Below are 17,195 nucleotides of genomic sequence, written 5' to 3'. Positions count from 1 at the left end.
GCCTGCGCCGTCAGCCCTGGCGCGTGCGGCGCAGGTGAATGACGACGTCGATCCGCTCCATGGCGTAGCCCGGCAGCGGCTCCGGCAATTGATTGAACGCGGCGACATCAGGCACGTCGACGAGCTCGCCCTCGTCCTCGTAGAAGAAGTGCGGATGCACCGTGGTGTTGGTGTCGAAGAACGACCGCGAGCCGTCGACCCCGATCTGCCTGAGCAGGCCCAGCTCCACGAACTGATTGAGCGTGTTGTAGATGGTCGCCTGCGAGATCTTCATCCCAGTCGCGACCGCCTCGGCATAGAGCACGTCGGCGGTGATGTGACGGTTGCCGTTGCCGAACAGGATGCGGCTGAGCTGCTGGCGCTGCTGGGTCGGGCGCAAGCCGGCCAGCCGCAGCGCGTCCTCGCAGCGGCGCATCAGGGCCTCGCCGGCCTCGCAGGTCTCCGCTTCCGGACAGCGTCCATGGTCGGAGTTGCAGGGGGATCCAAGCTGGGGGTCCATCAACATCGTCGCATCCTCGAACTCACATGGCGGCGTTGGCCGCCTCCTGCAGCGCCACCTCGCGGCGCCGCTCCGCCATCCGGCTCTCACCGGTCTCCTCACCGAAGCAGAGCGCGAAATCGTTGCACTGGGTGCAGACGGGCGTCGTGCACATCACGAAGCCGTCGTCCTCGCACAGCATGCGGTAGAAGAAGCGCTTCCAGCGCATGTTTCTCGTGTTGCGGCTGGCCAGCGGCGCGAAATGGCGCATCAGCAGCCGGGACAATTCGGAGCGCTCGCGCAGGCCCAGATCTTCCCAGAGATGGTTCGGCTCCATCGCGCGGCGCGCGACCATCGCCGCGAGCCAGCGGCTGACGTCGCCATCGGTCGAGCGCTGCGCTCCGAGCAGATCGCGCACCATCGCGATCTCGTCGTAATCAGGGGCTGGAGCGGCGCCATTGATCGGCAGCCAGGTGGAATCGATTGCGGCGGCGGGAAACAGCTGCGCCAGCAGCGCAATCAGCTCGACGGTCGAAAGCCCCGCGCGCTCCGCGAGCGCACCATGCTCCATCGCCGACACCGCCAGGATCGATGCGATCACATGGCGGTCAAAGTTGAAATCATCATCGATCACCGCCTCGGCTGGGTCGTTGCCTGTCAGCAGGCGGTAGATCTGCCGGCCATGATGCCGCTTGTCGTCCTCGAAGGCGAGCGGTGCTTGCAGGTGCACCGCGGCGGCATGCGACGTATCGACGATGGCGATGGTCATGGCGCGATCTCCTATCGAGGCCGATGAGAGTTCGAAGAAGAGGTACCGGCCTTCCGACGGGAGGAAGGCCGGTACCAAGACTGCTTAAGCCGTTGCGGCGAGATCGGCGGCAGTCTTTCCGACTTGGCTCTCGTCCACGGCCTTCATGATGCCGTGCTCCATCAGCATGTCCTCGAGCTCGTCCATCGTGATCGGGGTCGGGATGATGCCCTTGCCGGCATTGCCATGGATCTTGGTCGCCAGGTTGCGGTAGTGACCGGCCTGCACCGAATCCGGCGCGTACTCCAGCACGGTCATGCGGCGCAGCTCGGCGTGCTGCACGATGTTGTCGCGCGGGACGAAGTAGATCAGCTGGGTGCCGAGCTTCTTGGCGAGAGCCTCGGCCAGCTCCAGCTCCTTGTCGGTCTGGCGCTCGTTGCAGACCAGGCCGCCCAGGCGCACGCCGCCGGAGTTCGCATACTTCAGAATGCCCTTGGAGATGTTGTTGGCGGCATACATCGCCATCATCTCACCGGACATCACGATGTAGATCTCCTGCGCCTTGTTCTCGCGGATCGGCATCGCGAAGCCGCCGCACACCACGTCGCCGAGCACGTCGTAGGACACGTAGTCGATGTCCTCATAGGCGCCGTTCTCTTCCAGGAAGTTGATCGAGGTGATGACGCCGCGGCCGGCGCAGCCGACGCCCGGCTCCGGACCACCGGACTCGACGCAACGGATGTCGCGATAGCCGACCTTCATGACCTCCTCGATCTCGAGGTCCTCGACGCTGCCGGCGGCAGCGGCCAGGCTCAGGATGGTGTCCTGCGCCTTCGCGTGCAGGATCAGGCGGGTCGAATCCGCCTTGGGGTCGCAGCCGACGATCAGGATCCGATGACCCATCTCGGCCAGCGCGGCCAGGGTGTTTTGCGACGTCGTCGACTTGCCGATGCCGCCTTTGCCGTAGAATGCGATTTGTCGCAGGGATGCCATTCTGCTCTCCATCAACCGATTGCTAAAGCCGCGCCCGCTTCTCCGCAGGGCGTGACCGCGTCCTCTCATGTGTCCGAACCGGCAGACGGGTTATTGGGAAGGAGAGCATCGCTCGTCCGAAGCGTCGGCGTGCACTCAGCCCTCAACCATTGCCTGACCAGAGTTTTGCAACGGCTGTGCCAGCATCTGAGGCGAGCGAAAACGATCATGTTTTGAAGGAGATGAAGTGCAATCCAGCAATCATGGCGGCTTGTTGCAAACCCGACATCGGAACGCTTCGCAAGATCGGACGCGGCGCTCCGCTGTCCGAAACGACACAAGAGCGGCTGTTTTCCTGCGGAATCCGAGCCGGAACGGGATTTGCTAGATCCTCATCGCAGCCTTGCGGCCAAGGATCTTGCGAAGATTTTGAGGAGGATGCGATGCAGATCGGAGTTGAAACGGCGAAAGCGGTGGACCAGCGGCGCGTGTTCGTGATCGATGACGACGAGATCACCCGCGCCGCCCTGCAGTTCATGCTGCACGATGAGATCGAGACTCACGAGCTGGCGACGCCGGAAGAAGCTTATGAGAAGGGCGTCGACTGGCTGGCGCCGAACGTGGTGCTGCTCGGAGTCTCCTTTCTGAAGCAGCGCGGGCCCGAGCTGGTGCGAGAGATCGCCGCCAAGTTCAAGGGCGTGCGGATCCTGATCGTGACCGCGAAGGCCGACGAGGCGATTGCCATCGAAGGGTTGAAGGCTGGCGCGCATGGCGCGGTGGTCAAACCGCTCACCATCGAGTCGGTACGCAAGAAGGTCGACACCATCCTGGGCCGCGCCGGCGGCGCGCAGCTGGTGCAGCTCGGCAGTCTCTGAGATGACCACCGTCGTGTTCTACGAGAAGCCGGGCTGCGGCACCAATGCCCGGCAGAAGCTGATGCTGACTCGCGCCGGTCATGAGGTCGAGGCCAGGAATCTCTTGACCGAACCGTGGACCGGCGAGCGGCTGCGCGCCTACTTCGCCGGGACACCGGTGTGGTCCTGGTTCAACCCAGCCTCGCCGCGCGTCAAGTCCGGCGAGATCGAGCCGGAGGCGATCGAGGCCGCCGCGGCGATCGACCTGATGCTGGAAGATCCGCTGCTGATACGCCGCCCACTGATCGAGGCCGGCGGCCAGTGCTGCGCGGGCTTCGACCGCGAGCCGGTGCTGTCGCTGCTGCAGCGGGAGGATGATCTCGACGAGGTCCAGGGCTGCACGCGGCCCGAAGCGTTGCCCTGCCCGGAGCCGCGCTGAGCGGCTCCGGACAAAACTTCAGCGCTTCAGCACCATCACCAGGCGGTCGACGCGCTTGCCCTGCTTGAAGTGGGATTCGACGATCTCGTCGATATCCTCGGGCTTGGTCGGCCGATACCAGATGCCGTCGGGATAGACCACCATCATGGGGCCTGCGCTGCAGAAGCCGAAGCAGCCGGCGGCAGTGACGCCGACATCAGTCAGCCGCTGCGCCTCGATCGTCTTGGTCAGCCGGTCCCACAGCGGCTGGACACCGAGCGCGCCGCAGCTGCCGCGCGGATGGCCGGGCGGACGCTGCGTCAGGCAGACGAAGGCGTGATATTTGTAGAGCTGCGGAATCTCGAAATCGTCATCCGCCTCCGCGACACTGCCATCGCTCATGATGCGGCCGCCTTGATGCCCTTGTCGGTCAGGAGCGTCGCGAGCTCGCCGGCCTGGAACATCTCACGCACGATGTCGCAGCCGCCGACGAACTCACCCTTCACATAGAGCTGCGGAATGGTCGGCCAGTTGGAGAATTCCTTGATGCCCTCGCGGATGAAGGGATCGGCCAGCACGTTGACGCTCTCATACGGCACGTCGAGCTTGGCCAGGATCTGCGCCACCGCGGCGGAGAAGCCGCATTGCGGCGCCGCCGGCACGCCCTTCATGAAGAGCACGATGTCATTGCTGTCGATCAGCTTCTGAATGCGTTCGGATGTCGACATTGATGTTGTCCTTTCGTCCCTGGAGGTGTCGCGGCAGCGATCATTTCGGCAATGACGTCTCGAGCGCCAGCGCATGCAGCACGCCGCCCATCTGGCCCTTGAGGGCCGAATAGACCATCTGATGCTGCTGCACCCGGCTCTTGCCGGCAAAAGCCTGCGAGGTGACGCGCGCCGAATAATGGTCGCCATCACCGGCCAGATCCTCGATCACGACGACTGCATCCGGGAACGCCTCTTTGATAAGACGTTCGATATCAGTTGCTGCCATCGCCATCGCTGTGTCTCCCGCTGGATTGATGACAGCGTCATGCAAGCTCCGAACCAGCCATTTGCGGCTCGCGAATGCCGTGCCGGCTCTGCTCAGGCGCCGAAATGACGACGGTTGCGTCGGCTTTGCGACATGGACAACGATGCGACCCGGATCTGGCGTTCAAAATCCAACAGGCCCGCGCGTTTTGGCAGACTTCGCGGCGATGCCGGCCTCTGCTGCACCACCACAAAAACGGTCCGCGTCTTGCAATGATTTGATCGAGGTCAATGCAGATGCTCGAACTCGTCAGCGAACCCGACACGATCAACTTCGGCGATCTTCCCGAGGAGATCGACGCGCTGCTGCAGCAGGGCGTGGCGGCCTATCGCCGCGACCACGCGCGCGCCGACCGACTGTTTCGCCAGGCGCTGGCGGCCGCCCCGCAGGAGCTGCCGACCTATTTCTGTCTCTATAAGATTCACACTTATCAAGGCCACCTCGACGAGGCCAAGGCCGTTGCCGAGCTCGGCCTCATCGAGGCTGCCCGCCAGGCCGGCTGGTCCTCGGATTGGCGGCAATGGGTGCCGCATGATCCGCTCCCCGATGGCGCCGGCCGCTTCGCCCTCTACACGCTGAAGGCGCTGGCCTTCATCCATCTGCGCAAGAACGATACCGCGAGCGCGGCCGAGATGCTGACGGCGCTGCGCGAGCTCGATCCGAGCGGAGCGGTCGGATGGCCTGTCGTCGCGGCGCTCGCCGACGGGCTCGGTGCGGAGTGAGACTCAGCCATGCAGCATCCCAAGCGCAATATCGACATGACTTCGAACGACCATCCCCCGGTGCGAACCAGGACCATGAGAGGACCCAACGCATGATGAGCATGCACGCCGCTGCCCCTCCCTCCCCGTCGCCGAACGCGCTCGCGACCGGCTCCCAGGATGCCGCCGAGAGCGTGATCGCCGCGCTGCGGACGGTGTACGACCCGGAGATTCCGGTGAACGTCTACGACCTCGGTCTGGTCTATCGCATCGCTCATGAGGGCGGCGGCGCGGTCGAGATCGACATGACGCTGACGGCCCCCGGCTGTCCGGTCGCGAGCGAGATCGTGCGCATGGTCGAGGATGCCGTGCAGGCCGTGGACGGTGTCGTCTCGGTCAAGGTCACGCTCGTGTTCGAGCCGCCGTGGGACAAGTCGCGGATGTCCGAAGAGACCGCCCTGGAGCTGGGCTTGTTGTAACGCGCGCGAACCGCGCCAACTAAGCAGGAGCATCGCATGGCTACCGAGAGCACCATCAAGCTCACCGCCCACGACGGGCATACCTTCCAGGTGTTTCGGGCCGATCCGGCCGACACGCCCAAGGGCGCCGTCATCGTGCTGCCGGATGGCAACGGCATCAGCAAGGTCCGCAAGGTCGCCGACGCCTTTGCCGCGAGCGGCTATGTCGTGATCGCGCCGGAGCTGTCGCCGCCCGCGGCGGTCGCGACCCCGGCAGACGGCGAGCCGCCGCCAGCCGCACAGGATCCGGTCGCTCCTCTGCTCGCCGAGATCCAGTCCACCGTCGACAGCGTCAAGGAATGCGGCAAGGTGGCCGTGGTCGGCTACGGCGCCGGCGGCGGCCTCGCCTACAGCGCTGCGAACCGGGTGTCCGGGCTCGCCTGCGCCGTCAGCTACTATGCGACCGGCGTCGTCGACGCCGCCGGCGCCAAGCGCAAGGTCCCGACCCTGCTGCACTTCGGCGAAGCCGACGCGGTCGTGCCGTTCCCGGCCGTCAGCATGTTTCGCGCCGACCATCCCGAGGTCAGCGCGTTCTCCTATCCCAATGCCGCCCACGACTTCGATGCCGAGGGCGAGACCTATGATGAGACGGCCGCTGCGCTGGCGCAGGAGCGAACCCTCGCCTGGATCTCGCAATACGTCGTGGGACAGCCGCCGATCACCTTGAAGAACGCCGGCGCCTATGCGCTCGCCAAGGTCGACAAGAAAAAGAAGAAGAAGGCCGACGACGACATGGGACCTCCGGCCGATTGACAATCCGATGGAGTGAGCGCCGCGATGCAGCCGACCACCATCCTGATCAACGAACGGCCGCGCTGCGTGGTGCGGCCCAACGACACCAAGGACCTCAACCGCTTCATCCGCAATGGCAGGACCTATCTGCTCGCCGAGACTGCGGACGGCAAGATCACCCACCGCAACGCCAGCGAGACCGAGCTGGCGCAATGGCAGAACGCACTGGCCCTGCACCGCGCCTGGGGCGGCGATGAGGAGAACTTCTTCGGCGTCCCTTTGTATTAGTCGTGGTGGCGTAGGGTGGGCAAAGGCGCCACCAGCGGTCGCGAATTCGCACCGCCCAATGCGCGCCGTGCCCACCATTCCAGCGGCGGTATCTGCGGATCAAGCGGCCGATGGGCACGCTTCGCTTTGCCCACCCTACGGATCATTGATCAAGTCAACCAGCGCTGCCCAATACAGCGCCCTCTCCCCTTGCGGGAGAGGGCATCGCCGGCTTCTCCACGGGCTCGCTTGGGTGAGGGGTCCTCTCCGCGAGTCAGGCTCGTGGAGAGAAACCCCTCACCCAACCGAGCATGACGCACCGTCCTACATGCCCTCTCCCACCCTAGTGAAGCTTTGCTTCGCCCTGGGGGAGAGGGCGCATTCACCGGCAGCACATCAACTCACGGCCGTGCGGCACGCGCATCATGCGGGTTGCCGGCCTGATTCCGCATCCAGTCGGCCAGCTTCGTCATCGCGGCGTCGACATCCTGCCGCGCAGCAACATCCGCCACCGTCTCCTCGAGCGCGCCGCGCATGCAGAGCAGCCACGCATCGCGCTCGGCGTTGCCGATCGCAAAACCCATGTGGCGCTGGCGCAGGCGCGGGTGGCCCTTCTCGGGGGAGTACAGTTTCGGGCCGCCCAGCCATTCCGAGAGATAGCGCTTCAGCACGACCTTGATCGGTCCGAGGTTCGTGCCGTGCATGTCGCGGATCGTCTTGGCTTCCGGCAGCGTATCCATCCGGTGGTAGAACGACTCGACCAGGCGATCGACCACGACGGCGCCGCCTATCCGCTCATAGGGCGTGATCACCGGCCCTGCCGCCGACGTCTCAGTCTCTGTCGTGCCTGCGTCCGCCATCAAACAAATCCCGTCTCTATTCGTCCAAGCTCGGCTGCAGAATGACCTCGGCCGGTGCGCCGGGCCCCTGCTCGGCCACGAGCTCCAGCGCATCGACCCGTGACAATCCGGCGCCGGAATCCATCAGCACGATAGCGTCCTTAGGCATGCTGGCAAGAGCCTCGATCAGCTTGGCGACGGTCACGGGGCCTCCCTCATGCAGCGTCCTGGCCGGCGACAGCAGCGCCGGTCTCATCGAAATGCAGCGTCACCGGATCCTCGTCGAGCATGACGATCTCCGCGCTGCGTAAGGCCCCGTTGGCATGGTAGCTATAGCGGTGCGTCAGCTCGATCTCGCCATAGACCACCTTCTCGAATCCGGTCAGCGCGCCCGCGTCATTGAAATAGCCGCGGATGAACGTGTTGCGATTCGACAGCTGCTCCGGCGCGATCGCCGTCACCAGCCGCAGCGGCAGCTTGACGCCCGTATACGAGACGAAGAACTGGCAGTCCTGTCCTGTATCGCTCATCGCGCCGCCGCTTCGCTCCTGGTTGAGGACGCAACCGGTCAGGCTGCGGCCTTCAACGCCTCGATCTGGTCGCGCGTCGTCTTGAACACGCCGCGGCCGCCGGCGAAGGTCTGATAGGCCTTCAGGCCGATCGCCTCGCTGAGCTTGTTGAACCATTGCTGCGGCGTCAGGGTCGCCGGCCGCTCACTGATCTCGGCGACGGTGCCATCCGGGGCGAAACGAACGTGAAGCGTGACGTTGTCCATGTGATCCTCCTTTGACAGGCGCGAGTGTTACAGGCCCGAGCCGAAGCCGAGCAGCTCGATCTTGACGTTCTCGGTGCCGAGGATCGTCGCCTGGCACGCGAGGCGGGACTTGGAGCCGACGCCGACGATGCTGTCGAGCTTCTCGTTCTCGAGCTTGCTGACCTTCGACACGCCCTTGCGCCCTTCCTGCAGGAAGATGTGGCACGAGCCGCACTTGGCCTGGCCCTCGCATTTGTGTGGGATCTCGACCTCGGCGGCGAGCAGCGCCGCGAGAATGGTGGTGCCCTCGCCCACCTCGATCGTCTTTCCAGAGGGCATGACCGTCAGAGTTGCCATGTGGAGTCTCCTTCTTGGGTTTGAGATTAGAACGCGTCAGTAGATCGCCGCGCCCGCTCCGACGTTGACCGAGGCGTCCTTCATCGTCGCGACGATGAAGGCGATGTGGTCGGTGGTCAGATGGACGTGGAACGGCAGGGCGACGACGCGATCGGCGACCTTCTCGGTCACGAGACAGTCGCCGCGCCGGTAGCCCAGGTCGAAATAGTGCCGCTGCAGATGCAGCGGATTGGAATAGGCGACGGCCTCGACCTGCTCGACCCGGAGGTCCTCGACGATCGAGTCGCGGCTCGACTTCGAGAACCGCGTCCCCAGATGCACCTGGTAGAGGAACCAGTTCACCTCGGTGACATCTGGCCCGACATAGGGATCCTTGATGCCCTCGAAGGACTGCACCTGGCTGTAATAGATCTGCTCGATCAGCCGCCGGCGCTCGAGAATCTCGTTGATGCGCTTGAGCTGCGCCAGCCCCAGCGCCGCGGTGACGTCGCTCATGACGGCCTGGTGCGACGGCGTGCCGCTGACCACGACCGAGCTCCGCTCGTCGAGCCGGTGCGAGCGGTGGCGGCGCACGGCGACCGCGATGTCGACATCATCCGTCACGACCATGCCGCCTTCGCCGCAGGTCAGCGCGAACGGCTGCGAGAAGTCGAACACCGCGGCCGCGCCGAACGTGCCGACCAGCGCGCCCTTGTATTTCGAGCCGATCGCCTCGGTCGAATCCTCGAGCAGCGTCAGGCCGTGCGTCTTGGCGATCGCCTGCAGCTCCGACCACTTGGCCGGATGACCATTGGTGTTGCCGGCCAGGATCGCCTTGGTCTGCGGCGTGATGCGCGCCTCGATCTTGCTCGGCGCGAGCGTGCCGGAATAATAGTCGATATCGGCGAACACCGGCTTGGCGCCGACGATGCTGATCGCATGCGCGACCTCGCGGAACGAATAGGACGACGCGATCACCTCGTCGCCTGGGCCGATTCCCAAGCCCTTCAAGACAAGGACAAGGCCAAGAGTCCCGCTCGGCACAGCGATGGCGTATTTGCGCCCGATATACGCGGCGAACGCTGCCTCGAATTCCTCGACCAGTGGCCCGTGGGACAGCCGCGGCGAGCGCAACGCGGCGTCCACGGCGGCGATCTCCGCCGTCGTGATATCCGGATCGGACAGCGGGATGAAGCTCGCCTCGACCGGCGTCAGCTCGGCTTCGTCCTGCTCCTGCCGGTCAGCGTCATGCACCAGATAGGGCTTGGTCATGGTCAGCCCCGCTTCGCCAGGATGAGACCAGTGGCCTTGGCGGGATCGTCGGTGACGCCAGCGCAATGCTCGCTGGCATCGAGCAGATGCAGGTCGAATGCCGCCGTAGCTGCGGAACGGCGGCTCCGTCACATCGGAGGCGTCGCACCGCGTCAGAACCAGCTTGGGGAACCGGCGGCGCAGCTCGCCGAACGCGGTGCTGCCGCCGTCCGGTTGCTCGAGGACCTCTCCGATCTCATTCAGTTCCTGCTCGGCCAATGCCATCTCACCCGTCCTCCTCGTTACTGCCAGAAGATCCGCTCGGGGTCGGCGTTCAGCTCGTCGACCGCCGCGGTCAACCGCTGGTGCACACTGTGCAGCTCCCAGATCCCCTTCGCGTGATCTCTCCAGAACAGCTTCCACATCGTCTTCGCGGGATCGTGACGCAGCAGTGCCACGTCGATCACCCCGCCGTCCTTGTCGATGTTGCGCGAGCAGCATGGACTGCGGACCTGATAACCTTCATCGACCGGCACGACTGTCGGCTCGACATAGCGGTAGCGCTTGCGCGACTTCAGCGCGCGCTCGATCCGCTTGCGATCCAGCTCGTTGGGATGCGCAGGCAGAACGAGGCTGGGCTTAAGCGCGGCTGCCACCATGATCGATCATCGCCCTCAGACCGGGACGATCTCCTCCTCGAGACACCCGACGACAAGCTGCTCGCCGAATTCGACGAGGTAGATCGGCATGTTCGCTTCGGTATGGGTGCCGACCTGCACGATCTCGCCCATGTCGCCGATGCCGACCAGCTTGGCTTCGGCCGGCGCATTCGGGAACGAGCCGTCATTGACGAGGTCGATCAGCGCCTTGACGCGCTGGCCCCATTGGTATTTCGGCATCCGCGGTTCGATCATGACCTGTACGCTCCCGGCAGCGGCAGCTCGTCCTCGGCCTCCCCGCGGGGAACGGTGGATTCGAGCTCCTTGCGTTTCATGCCGACGCGGTTTCCGCTTTCGAGAAACTCGACGCCGTAGATGTAGAATTGCTGCAGGAAGGTGCCGATCGAGACGACGTAGCCGATCTCGCCCTTCTTCGCGAGGATCTCGCCGATCTCCTTGCCCGCATAGGTGCCGTCGTTGCGGATGGTGCGCTTCGCCTTCACCTTCTCGCCGAACGTGAAGTATGGCGGCGCCGACAGCTCGACGACCTCGCTGTCACGAACGATGTTGCTCATGCCGGTTTCTCCATCGCAGCTCCCGAACGGTTGTCGAGCCGGCCGCGCGCCATCTCCTGCACCAGCGGATCCTCGTCGCGCGCGAGCTCGGCGATGTCAGCGAGCGGAATGCGGCTCGCGACCTCATGGCGCACGCGCCAATCGGCATCCCTGCGCATCGCCGTCAGCAGATCCGGTGCCAGGCGCTCGGCAATCTCCAGCCTGACACGCGCATCGGGATCGCTGATCATGCCGAGCAGCCAGTCGCTCGGAATGCGCCGCGCGACGACACGGCGGACCTCGGCCTCGGGATCGCCCATCATGCGGCCGAGCACGGAGGGGACGATCCGGCGCGCGACGACCAGGCGGACGTAATAATCGTCGTCCATCATCATCGGCATGAGGTCTTCGGGATCGAGCACGGTGGCGATGCGGATGCGGACCTCGCGATGCGGGTCGTGACGCAGCCGCAGCACCAGCCGCTTCGGCAGCCGCCGCGCCGCATTCCAGCGTACCGTCTCCTCGGGATCGTCGAGCAGCGGCGGCAGATAGAACGGACTGGCATGCTTGGCCGCGATCGCGCGCACCTCGAAATGCGGGTGCTTGACGTAGTCGTTGGCGAGCGCCGGATTCCAGTTGAAGAAGCGGTCGATGCGCCGCGCATAGCGGTCGTGCACGCAGGCGTGGCGCAGCTTGCAGCCGCCGGCCGCGCTCAGCTGTTCGTGGGCGCAGCCGTGACAGGTGATCTCGTGGCCCTGCCAGTCGATGGCTTCGTCGATGTCGTCACTCATCGTCGAGCTCCACCCGGTCGACGACCTCGAGCAGCACGCGCGCTCCGATCTTGTCGGTGGGGTCGAGGTCGAGCAGCTTCTGCACCGCGAGCCGCCCCTCGACGAGATTGCCGAGCCGCATCTGCAGGTAGGCGTAGCCCTTCAAGGTGAACATGAAGAAGCGCGGCAGCATGTGGTCGAAGCTGCCGAACTCGGCATGCTCCGGCCGGACGTCGCGCCAATGCGGCGGCAGATGATTTTCGACCGCGGCCTTGGCGAGACAGCGCTTGGCGATGCGCAGCGCATCGTTCAGCCGCCCCTTGTAGAAGTAGAAACGATAGAAGCCGATCAGGACCGCCGCATGATCCGGCGCCAGCGCCTCGGCCTGCTTCAGATGCGTCTCCGCGACCTCATCGACATGGTAGCTCTGGCCAGCGAGCCAAAGATGATGCTCGGCCTCCTCCGGCAGCCCGCCACCCAGCAGCGCGTCCGCAAGCAGCGCGTCCTCGATGGCAGTCTGGGAGCTGGGCCGGGCATCGGTCGGCATGGTCTGCTGTCCTAGTCCTGCAGCGCCTTCAAAGCATGGCTGGAGCACGACACCTGCTTCGGATCATGGAACACGAGGCCGGTCTGCGTCGCTGTATCCGCGAAGTCGATCGTGACGCCGTCGAGCAGCAGCCGGCTCTCGGCCGGCAGGAACAGCTTGACGCCGTCGCGCTCGACCACGGCGTCGCCGGCCTGCGGCGTGGCGAGAACGCTGATGTCGGCGGCGAGACCCGAGCATCCGCCCGGCGACACCGCGAGACGGAAGCCGGCCCCGGCGGCGCCGTCGGCCCGCAGCATCATGCGCATGAATTTCTGCGCGGCTGGCGTGAGCGTAAAGTTCATCTGGCTCTCCTCAGGCCGGCGGCTGATAGCGCGGGAACGAATTGTCGATGACGCAGGTGTTGTCGACCGGACAGACCGCAGCGCATTGCGGCTCGTCGAAATGGCCGATGCACTCGGTGCACTTCTTGGGGTCGATCACGAAGGTGCCGTTCTTCTCAGAGATCGCCACGTTCGGGCATTCGGGCTCGCAGGCCGAGCAGCTCGTGCATTGCGAGGCAATGATCTTCAAAGTCATGAAACGCTCCTGTCGAAAGGGACCGGCGGCGCCGCGACGCCGCCGGGATCGGATGTCACGCCGCCGAGGTCAGCGCGCCCTGGCGGATCTCGGCGTCACCGCGCACCACGTGCTGGATCTCGCCGCTGTTGACCTTGTCCAGGTAGCTCTTGAACCAGGCGATCGCCGACTTCTCGATGAACTCATGGGCGAACTGGTCGACCGGCTCGATGCCGGCAGCCTGCAGGTCGCTCTTCGGGCAGCCGCCGATCTTGGCCACGAACACCGCGTGGCAGTCGTTGATCGCGCGGATCACGGTCTCCAGGCTGTCCTCGTCGCCATAGCCGCCCTGGCAGTACAGGTCGACGCGGCGGTGACCGACGAACTTCGCACCACCAGTGGAGAGCTCGTAGACCTGGAACTCCTTGGCGTGGCCGAAATGCTCGTTGATCAGGCCCGAGCCCTTGGTCGCGACCGCGACCAGCAGCTTGATGTCGCTGGACTGGCCGGCGAGCGAGGCAAGCTCCTCCTGGCGCGCGACGACCTTGGCGACACGCTCGCTCTCGACCGCCTCCTGATAGGCCTTGCGGCTGTCGATGTCGTAGTTCACTTCCATCGCCATGATCTTGTCGGTGGTGAACTCAGCCGAGCGGTCCTCGCCGAGCAGGCCGACGGCGTCGGCGCGGCATTGGCGGCAGTGCCGCATCATGTTCATCTCGCCTTCGCACTCGTCCTGCAGCGCCTTCAGCTCCTGCGCGGTCGGGCCACGCTGACCGGTCAGGCCGAACACGGTGCCGTGCTCGGGCGAGGAGATCAGCGGCATGATGTTGTGCAGGAAGGCACCGCGCGACTTCACCGCCTTGTTGACCTCGACGAGGTGCTTGTCGTTGACGCCAGGGATCATCACCGAGTTGACCTTGCAGAGGATGCCGCGCTCGGTCAGCATCTCCAGGCCCTGCAGCTGGCGGTCGGTGAGCAGCTTGGCGGCTTCGACGCCGGTGTAGCGCTTGTGCTTCCAGAACACCCAGGGATAGATCTTGGCGCCGATCTCGGGATCGACCATGTTGATGGTGATCGTGACGTGGTCGACGTTGAAGCCGGCGATGGTGTCGACATGGTCGGGCAGCGCCAGGCCGTTGGTCGACAGGCAAAGCTTGATGTCGGGCGCGGTGCGCGCGATCAGCTCGAACGTCTTGAAGGTCTTCTCGGGATTGGCGAGCGGATCGCCGGGGCCGGCGATGCCGAGCACGGTCATCTGCGGAATGGTCGAGGCGACCGCGAGCACCTTCTTGGCGGCCTGCTCCGGCGAGAGCTTCTCACTGACGACGCCCGGACGCGACTCGTTGGCGCAGTCATATTTGCGGTTACAGTAATTGCACTGGATGTTGCAGGCGGGCGCCACGGCGACATGCATGCGCGCGTAGTGGTGATGCGCCTCCTCGCTGTAGCAGGGATGGTTCTTCACCTTCTCCCAGATCTCCGGCGGGAGGTCGTTCTCGCCGGCGCCCGAGCCGCAGCTCGCCTTGCCGCTGCCGCCCGAGGTGCCGCAACCCTTGTGTTCTGCGATGGTCTGCATCACCGAGCTCAGCTTGTCGCTGTCCGGTATCGTCGCCTGTTCGTGCTGCACTGACGCGTCCATGTCCGCTCCTTAACGTTGCTGGCGAGCCGCAAACCGCCTTGGCAAGGAGTTCAGCAACTCGCGTGCCACGCCACGGACAAGATCATTTCTTCAGACTATCAACGCGTTAGCAAGATCATTGCGGCTGTCGCCTTGCCAACATGCGAAAGCCTCTCGTTTGATGCGTTGTTAGAAACGTTACAGACTCGAACCGACGCGCGGACGCACAGCAAAACAGCGCGGCTTGCGGCCGCGCTGTTCGTGAGTGCGACGGATCGGGCTCAGCCGCCGATGATGATCTCGGTGGCGCGGGCGAGCGGGATCGCGATCGGAATCAGCCGCTCCGCGATGAAGAATTTCAGCTCGTTCTTCGACAGCGTATCCGGCTCGACCAGGACGTAGTGCTCGCTGCCCGAGCGCTTGATGACCTGGCGGCCATAGGTGCGCAGCAGCTGATCGTTGAAGCGGCAGCCGATGAACAGGAAGCCGCGATCGGTGCGGCGATCCTTCACGGTGTCCGGAATCGGCGTCTGGATGTCGATGTCGGTCAGGACCTCGACATAGTCGGCATCGGTGATCAGGAAGTTCTTGGCCGGCGTGATGCCGCCATGCGGCTTGTACAGCAGCGTCGTCCAGCCATTGGCCTTCTCACGGTCGCTCTCGCCGCCATCCGCGCCATAGAAGCGATACCAGCGGTCCTCGCCGATATGGGCGCGGGTGATACCCTGCACCTCGCCCCAATCGCTGCGGCCAGCCAGGGCCGTCCGCATCGCGCCGTCATACCAGCTTTCGACGATCATCGGCAGCGGCAGCGACGCCAGATGCTGCTGCAATGGCGTCGGCGCGACAGGCGCGGCGAAGGCTTCCGCCATCAGCGCCGTGACCGTGGAGCGATGACGCGTGCTTTCGATGTGCTGCGCCGAGGCCCAGGCGTTGCCCTTGGCCCGGCGCGGCAACGCCACCTTGGTGCCGAAGAATGCCGCGAGGGCTTCCGGATTCATCGGCACGGCAGCGCCGGACTGCTCCGACACGGCCGGACCAAGGAACGGAACGATCTTGCCAGCCTTGAGCTTGGCGACGACATCATTCAGCAGCGCCTCGGCGTCGGCCTGCTTGATGATGTCGATATGAGGAAGCGGCGCATTCATCACTCGTCCCCTTCTCCACCGCGCTTGCGCGCATTGATCGTAATTGGCAGCCGCGTATCGGCGGCCATCTGCGGCAGCTCGAGCACCCAGCCATTGGCGATGCGGATCCAGCCGCCCCACAGGGTCTCGTGCTCGGTCTCGACGATCGGCTCCTCCAAATCCTTCTTGGGGACGTAGATGGAGAGGCCGGTTTCCGGCGAGCGACGGATCATGACTTTCATTGCGTGAGCTCCGTGGGACGAAGGGCGTCCGCCGCGTGTGACGGATGATGTTGCAGCCAGGCGGGCGAGGTCTCGCGGAGACGGCCGACGATGTCGGGCAGCACGGCGAGCACCCGCGTGACGTCATCGTCCGTGGTGTCGCGCGACAGCGAGAAGCGGACGGCACCGCGCAGCAGATCCGGCGGAACGCTCATCACCCTGAGCACATGCGACGGCTCCATCGAGCCGGAGGCGCAGGCAGAGCCCAACGACGCGGCGATGCCGGCCTGGTTGAGCCGCATCACGATCGGCTCGCCTTCGAGATGCTGGAACGCGATGTTCGCGGTGTTCGGCAGCCGCCGCTCGGGATCGCCGAGCACGGCGCAATGGCCGATGCCCTGAAGGATGCCCTGCTCCAACCGGTCGCGCAGCGCGCGCACCCGGCCCTGCTCGTCGGCGAGATGCTTTGCGGCGAGCTCGGCCGCCTTGCCGAGGCCGATGATGGCGGGCACGTTCTCGGTGCCACCGCGCCGGCGGCGCTCCTGCGGGCCCCCGCGCACCAGCGGCGCGAATGGCGTGCCCTTCCTGACGTAGAGCGCACCGATACCCTTCGGTCCGTGCAGCTTGTGTCCGGACAGCGACAGCATGTCGACGCCGGCAGCCTTCAGATCGATCGCGATCTTGCCGACGGCCTGTACGGCATCGGTGTGAAACAGCGCGCCCGCGTCATGCGCGAGCTTTGCAAGCTCCGGAATAGGATTCAGCGTGCCGGTCTCGTTGTTGGCCCACATCACCGAGGCGATCGCGGTGCGCGGTCCGAGCGCGCGCTTGTAGGCCTCGAGATCGAGCCGACCGGCCGCATCGACGCCGATCAGGTGCACCGTCACTCCACGCTTGTCGCGGAGATGCTCGACCAGCGTCAGGATCGCGGGATGCTCGACCGCCGTGGTGACGATCTCGTTGCGACCCTCCTGCGTCTCCAGTGCCGACAGGATCGCGGTATTGTCGGATTCCGTCCCGCCGGAAGTATAGACGATCTCGTGATCGAAGGCGGCGCCGAGCAGCGCCTGCAGGCTCTTGCGCGCCTGGCGGACGGCGCCCGCGACCTCGCTGCCGAAGGCATGCGAGGACGAGGCGTTGCCGAACTGCTCCGTGAAGAACGGCAACATCGCCGCGACGACCTCGGGGTCGACGCGCGTCGTGGCGTTGTTGTCGAGGTACACCGGGCGCAAGGCCGCTCC

29 protein-coding genes and 1 pseudogene are annotated in these 17,195 nt (G+C 65.2%); 6 read left to right on the top strand and 24 right to left on the bottom strand.

What is annotated here, in order from left to right:
• Positions 1–10: 10 nt before the first annotated feature.
• The 3 genes from irrA to nifH form a co-directional block, all read right to left on the bottom strand.
• A complete protein-coding gene (gene irrA, locus ACVILH_RS16160) occupies positions 11–505 on the bottom strand; it encodes an iron response transcriptional regulator IrrA (RefSeq protein WP_456713767.1) in 495 nt (164 codons plus the stop codon).
• Positions 506–521: 16 nt separating this feature from the next.
• Complete coding sequence (locus ACVILH_RS16155; protein ID WP_456713766.1) at positions 522–1,247, bottom strand: nitrogen fixation protein NifQ; 726 nt, start codon at positions 1,245–1,247, stop codon at positions 522–524.
• An 84-nt stretch (positions 1,248–1,331) separates the two neighbouring features.
• Positions 1,332–2,219 carry a nitrogenase iron protein gene (nifH, locus tag ACVILH_RS16150; RefSeq protein WP_006609699.1) on the bottom strand — a complete coding sequence of 296 codons (888 nt, stop codon included), beginning with the start codon at positions 2,217–2,219 and terminating at the stop codon, positions 1,332–1,334.
• Between the two features lie 422 nt (positions 2,220–2,641).
• On the opposite strand from nifH, the gene ACVILH_RS16145 reads away from it, so the two are divergent.
• Positions 2,642–3,073 carry a response regulator transcription factor gene (locus ACVILH_RS16145; protein WP_456713765.1) on the top strand — a complete coding sequence of 144 codons (432 nt, stop codon included), beginning with the start codon at positions 2,642–2,644 and terminating at the stop codon, positions 3,071–3,073.
• A gap of 1 nt (position 3,074) precedes the next feature.
• Entirely contained in the window at positions 3,075–3,491 is a 417-nt protein-coding gene (locus tag ACVILH_RS16140; protein ID WP_456713764.1) for an ArsC/Spx/MgsR family protein, read from the top strand.
• 18 nt (positions 3,492–3,509) lie between these two features.
• On the opposite strand, the gene ACVILH_RS16135 is transcribed toward ACVILH_RS16140, so the two are convergent.
• Genes ACVILH_RS16135 through ACVILH_RS16125 form a run of 3 tightly spaced genes read right to left on the bottom strand, consistent with a single transcriptional unit; the run spans position 3,510 to position 4,472 of the window.
• Entirely contained in the window at positions 3,510–3,872 is a 363-nt protein-coding gene (locus tag ACVILH_RS16135; protein ID WP_257170755.1) for a (2Fe-2S) ferredoxin domain-containing protein, read from the bottom strand.
• Positions 3,869–4,198 carry a Grx4 family monothiol glutaredoxin gene (gene grxD / locus ACVILH_RS16130; protein ID WP_456713763.1) on the bottom strand — a complete coding sequence of 110 codons (330 nt, stop codon included), beginning with the start codon at positions 4,196–4,198 and terminating at the stop codon, positions 3,869–3,871. Before grxD ends, ACVILH_RS16135 begins: the two co-directional genes overlap by 4 nt.
• Positions 4,199–4,238: 40 nt before the next feature.
• Complete coding sequence (locus tag ACVILH_RS16125) at positions 4,239–4,472, bottom strand: BolA/IbaG family iron-sulfur metabolism protein (RefSeq protein WP_006609694.1); 234 nt, start codon at positions 4,470–4,472, stop codon at positions 4,239–4,241.
• 263 nt (positions 4,473–4,735) lie between these two features.
• Here ACVILH_RS16125 and ACVILH_RS16120 point away from each other — a divergent pair, with 263 nt between their 5' ends.
• The 4 genes from ACVILH_RS16120 to ACVILH_RS16105 all read left to right on the top strand — a co-directional run bounded on the left by ACVILH_RS16120 (position 4,736) and on the right by ACVILH_RS16105 (position 6,744).
• Positions 4,736–5,227: a tetratricopeptide repeat protein gene (locus tag ACVILH_RS16120; RefSeq protein ID WP_456713762.1), complete on the top strand. Its 492-nt coding sequence runs from the start codon at positions 4,736–4,738 to the stop codon at positions 5,225–5,227.
• 95 nt (positions 5,228–5,322) lie between these two features.
• Positions 5,323–5,685, top strand: a complete 363-nt coding sequence (locus ACVILH_RS16115; protein WP_012029006.1) for an iron-sulfur cluster assembly protein — start codon at positions 5,323–5,325, stop codon at positions 5,683–5,685.
• Between the two features lie 36 nt (positions 5,686–5,721).
• Positions 5,722–6,477: a dienelactone hydrolase family protein gene (locus ACVILH_RS16110; protein WP_456713761.1), complete on the top strand. Its 756-nt coding sequence runs from the start codon at positions 5,722–5,724 to the stop codon at positions 6,475–6,477.
• Between the two features lie 24 nt (positions 6,478–6,501).
• Positions 6,502–6,744 (top strand): hypothetical protein, encoded by a 243-nt coding sequence (locus tag ACVILH_RS16105; protein WP_456713760.1) that lies wholly within the window; start codon positions 6,502–6,504, stop codon positions 6,742–6,744.
• Between the two features lie 380 nt (positions 6,745–7,124).
• Here ACVILH_RS16105 and ACVILH_RS16100 read toward each other — a convergent pair whose 3' ends face one another.
• From ACVILH_RS16100 to nifS, 18 genes and pseudogenes are all read right to left on the bottom strand, one after another.
• Complete coding sequence (locus tag ACVILH_RS16100; RefSeq protein WP_456713759.1) at positions 7,125–7,583, bottom strand: group II truncated hemoglobin; 459 nt, start codon at positions 7,581–7,583, stop codon at positions 7,125–7,127.
• 16 nt (positions 7,584–7,599) lie between these two features.
• The gene (locus tag ACVILH_RS16095) at positions 7,600–7,767 is read right to left on the bottom strand and encodes a hypothetical protein (RefSeq protein WP_006609688.1); all 168 of its coding nucleotides are present in this window, start codon (positions 7,765–7,767) and stop codon (positions 7,600–7,602) included.
• Positions 7,768–7,777: 10 nt separating this feature from the next.
• A complete protein-coding gene (locus tag ACVILH_RS16090; protein WP_456713758.1) occupies positions 7,778–8,092 on the bottom strand; it encodes a DUF6156 family protein in 315 nt (104 codons plus the stop codon).
• Between the two features lie 38 nt (positions 8,093–8,130).
• Complete coding sequence (locus ACVILH_RS16085; RefSeq protein WP_456713757.1) at positions 8,131–8,337, bottom strand: hypothetical protein; 207 nt, start codon at positions 8,335–8,337, stop codon at positions 8,131–8,133.
• Positions 8,338–8,364: 27 nt separating this feature from the next.
• Complete coding sequence (locus tag ACVILH_RS16080) at positions 8,365–8,673, bottom strand: 2Fe-2S iron-sulfur cluster-binding protein (protein WP_257170747.1); 309 nt, start codon at positions 8,671–8,673, stop codon at positions 8,365–8,367.
• A gap of 36 nt (positions 8,674–8,709) precedes the next feature.
• The gene (locus tag ACVILH_RS16075; RefSeq protein WP_456713756.1) at positions 8,710–9,924 is read right to left on the bottom strand and encodes a DegT/DnrJ/EryC1/StrS family aminotransferase; all 1,215 of its coding nucleotides are present in this window, start codon (positions 9,922–9,924) and stop codon (positions 8,710–8,712) included.
• 2 nt (positions 9,925–9,926) lie between these two features.
• Positions 9,927–10,188 (bottom strand): annotated as a pseudogene (locus ACVILH_RS16070) (hypothetical protein).
• Positions 10,189–10,205: 17 nt separating this feature from the next.
• Complete coding sequence (locus ACVILH_RS16065) at positions 10,206–10,562, bottom strand: DUF3024 domain-containing protein (RefSeq protein ID WP_456713755.1); 357 nt, start codon at positions 10,560–10,562, stop codon at positions 10,206–10,208.
• A 15-nt stretch (positions 10,563–10,577) separates the two neighbouring features.
• Positions 10,578–10,817, bottom strand: a complete 240-nt coding sequence (locus ACVILH_RS16060; RefSeq protein WP_012029017.1) for a nitrogen fixation protein NifZ — start codon at positions 10,815–10,817, stop codon at positions 10,578–10,580.
• Entirely contained in the window at positions 10,814–11,137 is a 324-nt protein-coding gene (locus tag ACVILH_RS16055) for a nitrogen fixation protein NifZ (RefSeq protein WP_009032133.1), read from the bottom strand. Before ACVILH_RS16055 ends, ACVILH_RS16060 begins: the two co-directional genes overlap by 4 nt.
• Positions 11,134–11,907 carry a 4Fe4S-binding leucine-rich repeat protein gene (locus ACVILH_RS16050; protein WP_456713754.1) on the bottom strand — a complete coding sequence of 258 codons (774 nt, stop codon included), beginning with the start codon at positions 11,905–11,907 and terminating at the stop codon, positions 11,134–11,136. Before ACVILH_RS16050 ends, ACVILH_RS16055 begins: the two co-directional genes overlap by 4 nt.
• A complete protein-coding gene (locus ACVILH_RS16045) occupies positions 11,900–12,433 on the bottom strand; it encodes a hypothetical protein (protein WP_456713753.1) in 534 nt (177 codons plus the stop codon). Before ACVILH_RS16045 ends, ACVILH_RS16050 begins: the two co-directional genes overlap by 8 nt.
• A gap of 11 nt (positions 12,434–12,444) precedes the next feature.
• On the bottom strand, positions 12,445–12,774 hold the full coding sequence (locus tag ACVILH_RS16040) for a HesB/IscA family protein (protein ID WP_456713752.1): 330 nt from the start codon (positions 12,772–12,774) through the stop codon (positions 12,445–12,447).
• 10 nt (positions 12,775–12,784) lie between these two features.
• On the bottom strand, positions 12,785–13,009 hold the full coding sequence (locus ACVILH_RS16035; protein WP_006609676.1) for a YfhL family 4Fe-4S dicluster ferredoxin: 225 nt from the start codon (positions 13,007–13,009) through the stop codon (positions 12,785–12,787).
• A 55-nt stretch (positions 13,010–13,064) separates the two neighbouring features.
• Positions 13,065–14,627 (bottom strand): nitrogenase cofactor biosynthesis protein NifB, encoded by a 1,563-nt coding sequence (nifB, locus tag ACVILH_RS16030; protein ID WP_456713751.1) that lies wholly within the window; start codon positions 14,625–14,627, stop codon positions 13,065–13,067.
• 260 nt (positions 14,628–14,887) lie between these two features.
• On the bottom strand, positions 14,888–15,754 hold the full coding sequence (locus ACVILH_RS16025) for an SIR2 family NAD-dependent protein deacylase (RefSeq protein ID WP_456713750.1): 867 nt from the start codon (positions 15,752–15,754) through the stop codon (positions 14,888–14,890).
• The gene (gene nifT, locus ACVILH_RS16020) at positions 15,754–15,975 is read right to left on the bottom strand and encodes a putative nitrogen fixation protein NifT (protein ID WP_012029022.1); all 222 of its coding nucleotides are present in this window, start codon (positions 15,973–15,975) and stop codon (positions 15,754–15,756) included. Before nifT ends, ACVILH_RS16025 begins: the two co-directional genes overlap by 1 nt.
• Entirely contained in the window at positions 15,972–17,186 is a 1,215-nt protein-coding gene (nifS, locus tag ACVILH_RS16015; RefSeq protein ID WP_456713749.1) for a cysteine desulfurase NifS, read from the bottom strand. Before nifS ends, nifT begins: the two co-directional genes overlap by 4 nt.
• Positions 17,187–17,195: the final 9 nt, after the last annotated feature.

This window comes from Bradyrhizobium sp. USDA 4353 (assembly GCF_054063215.1).
This window is presented reverse-complemented; position numbering and strand designations above follow the sequence as displayed.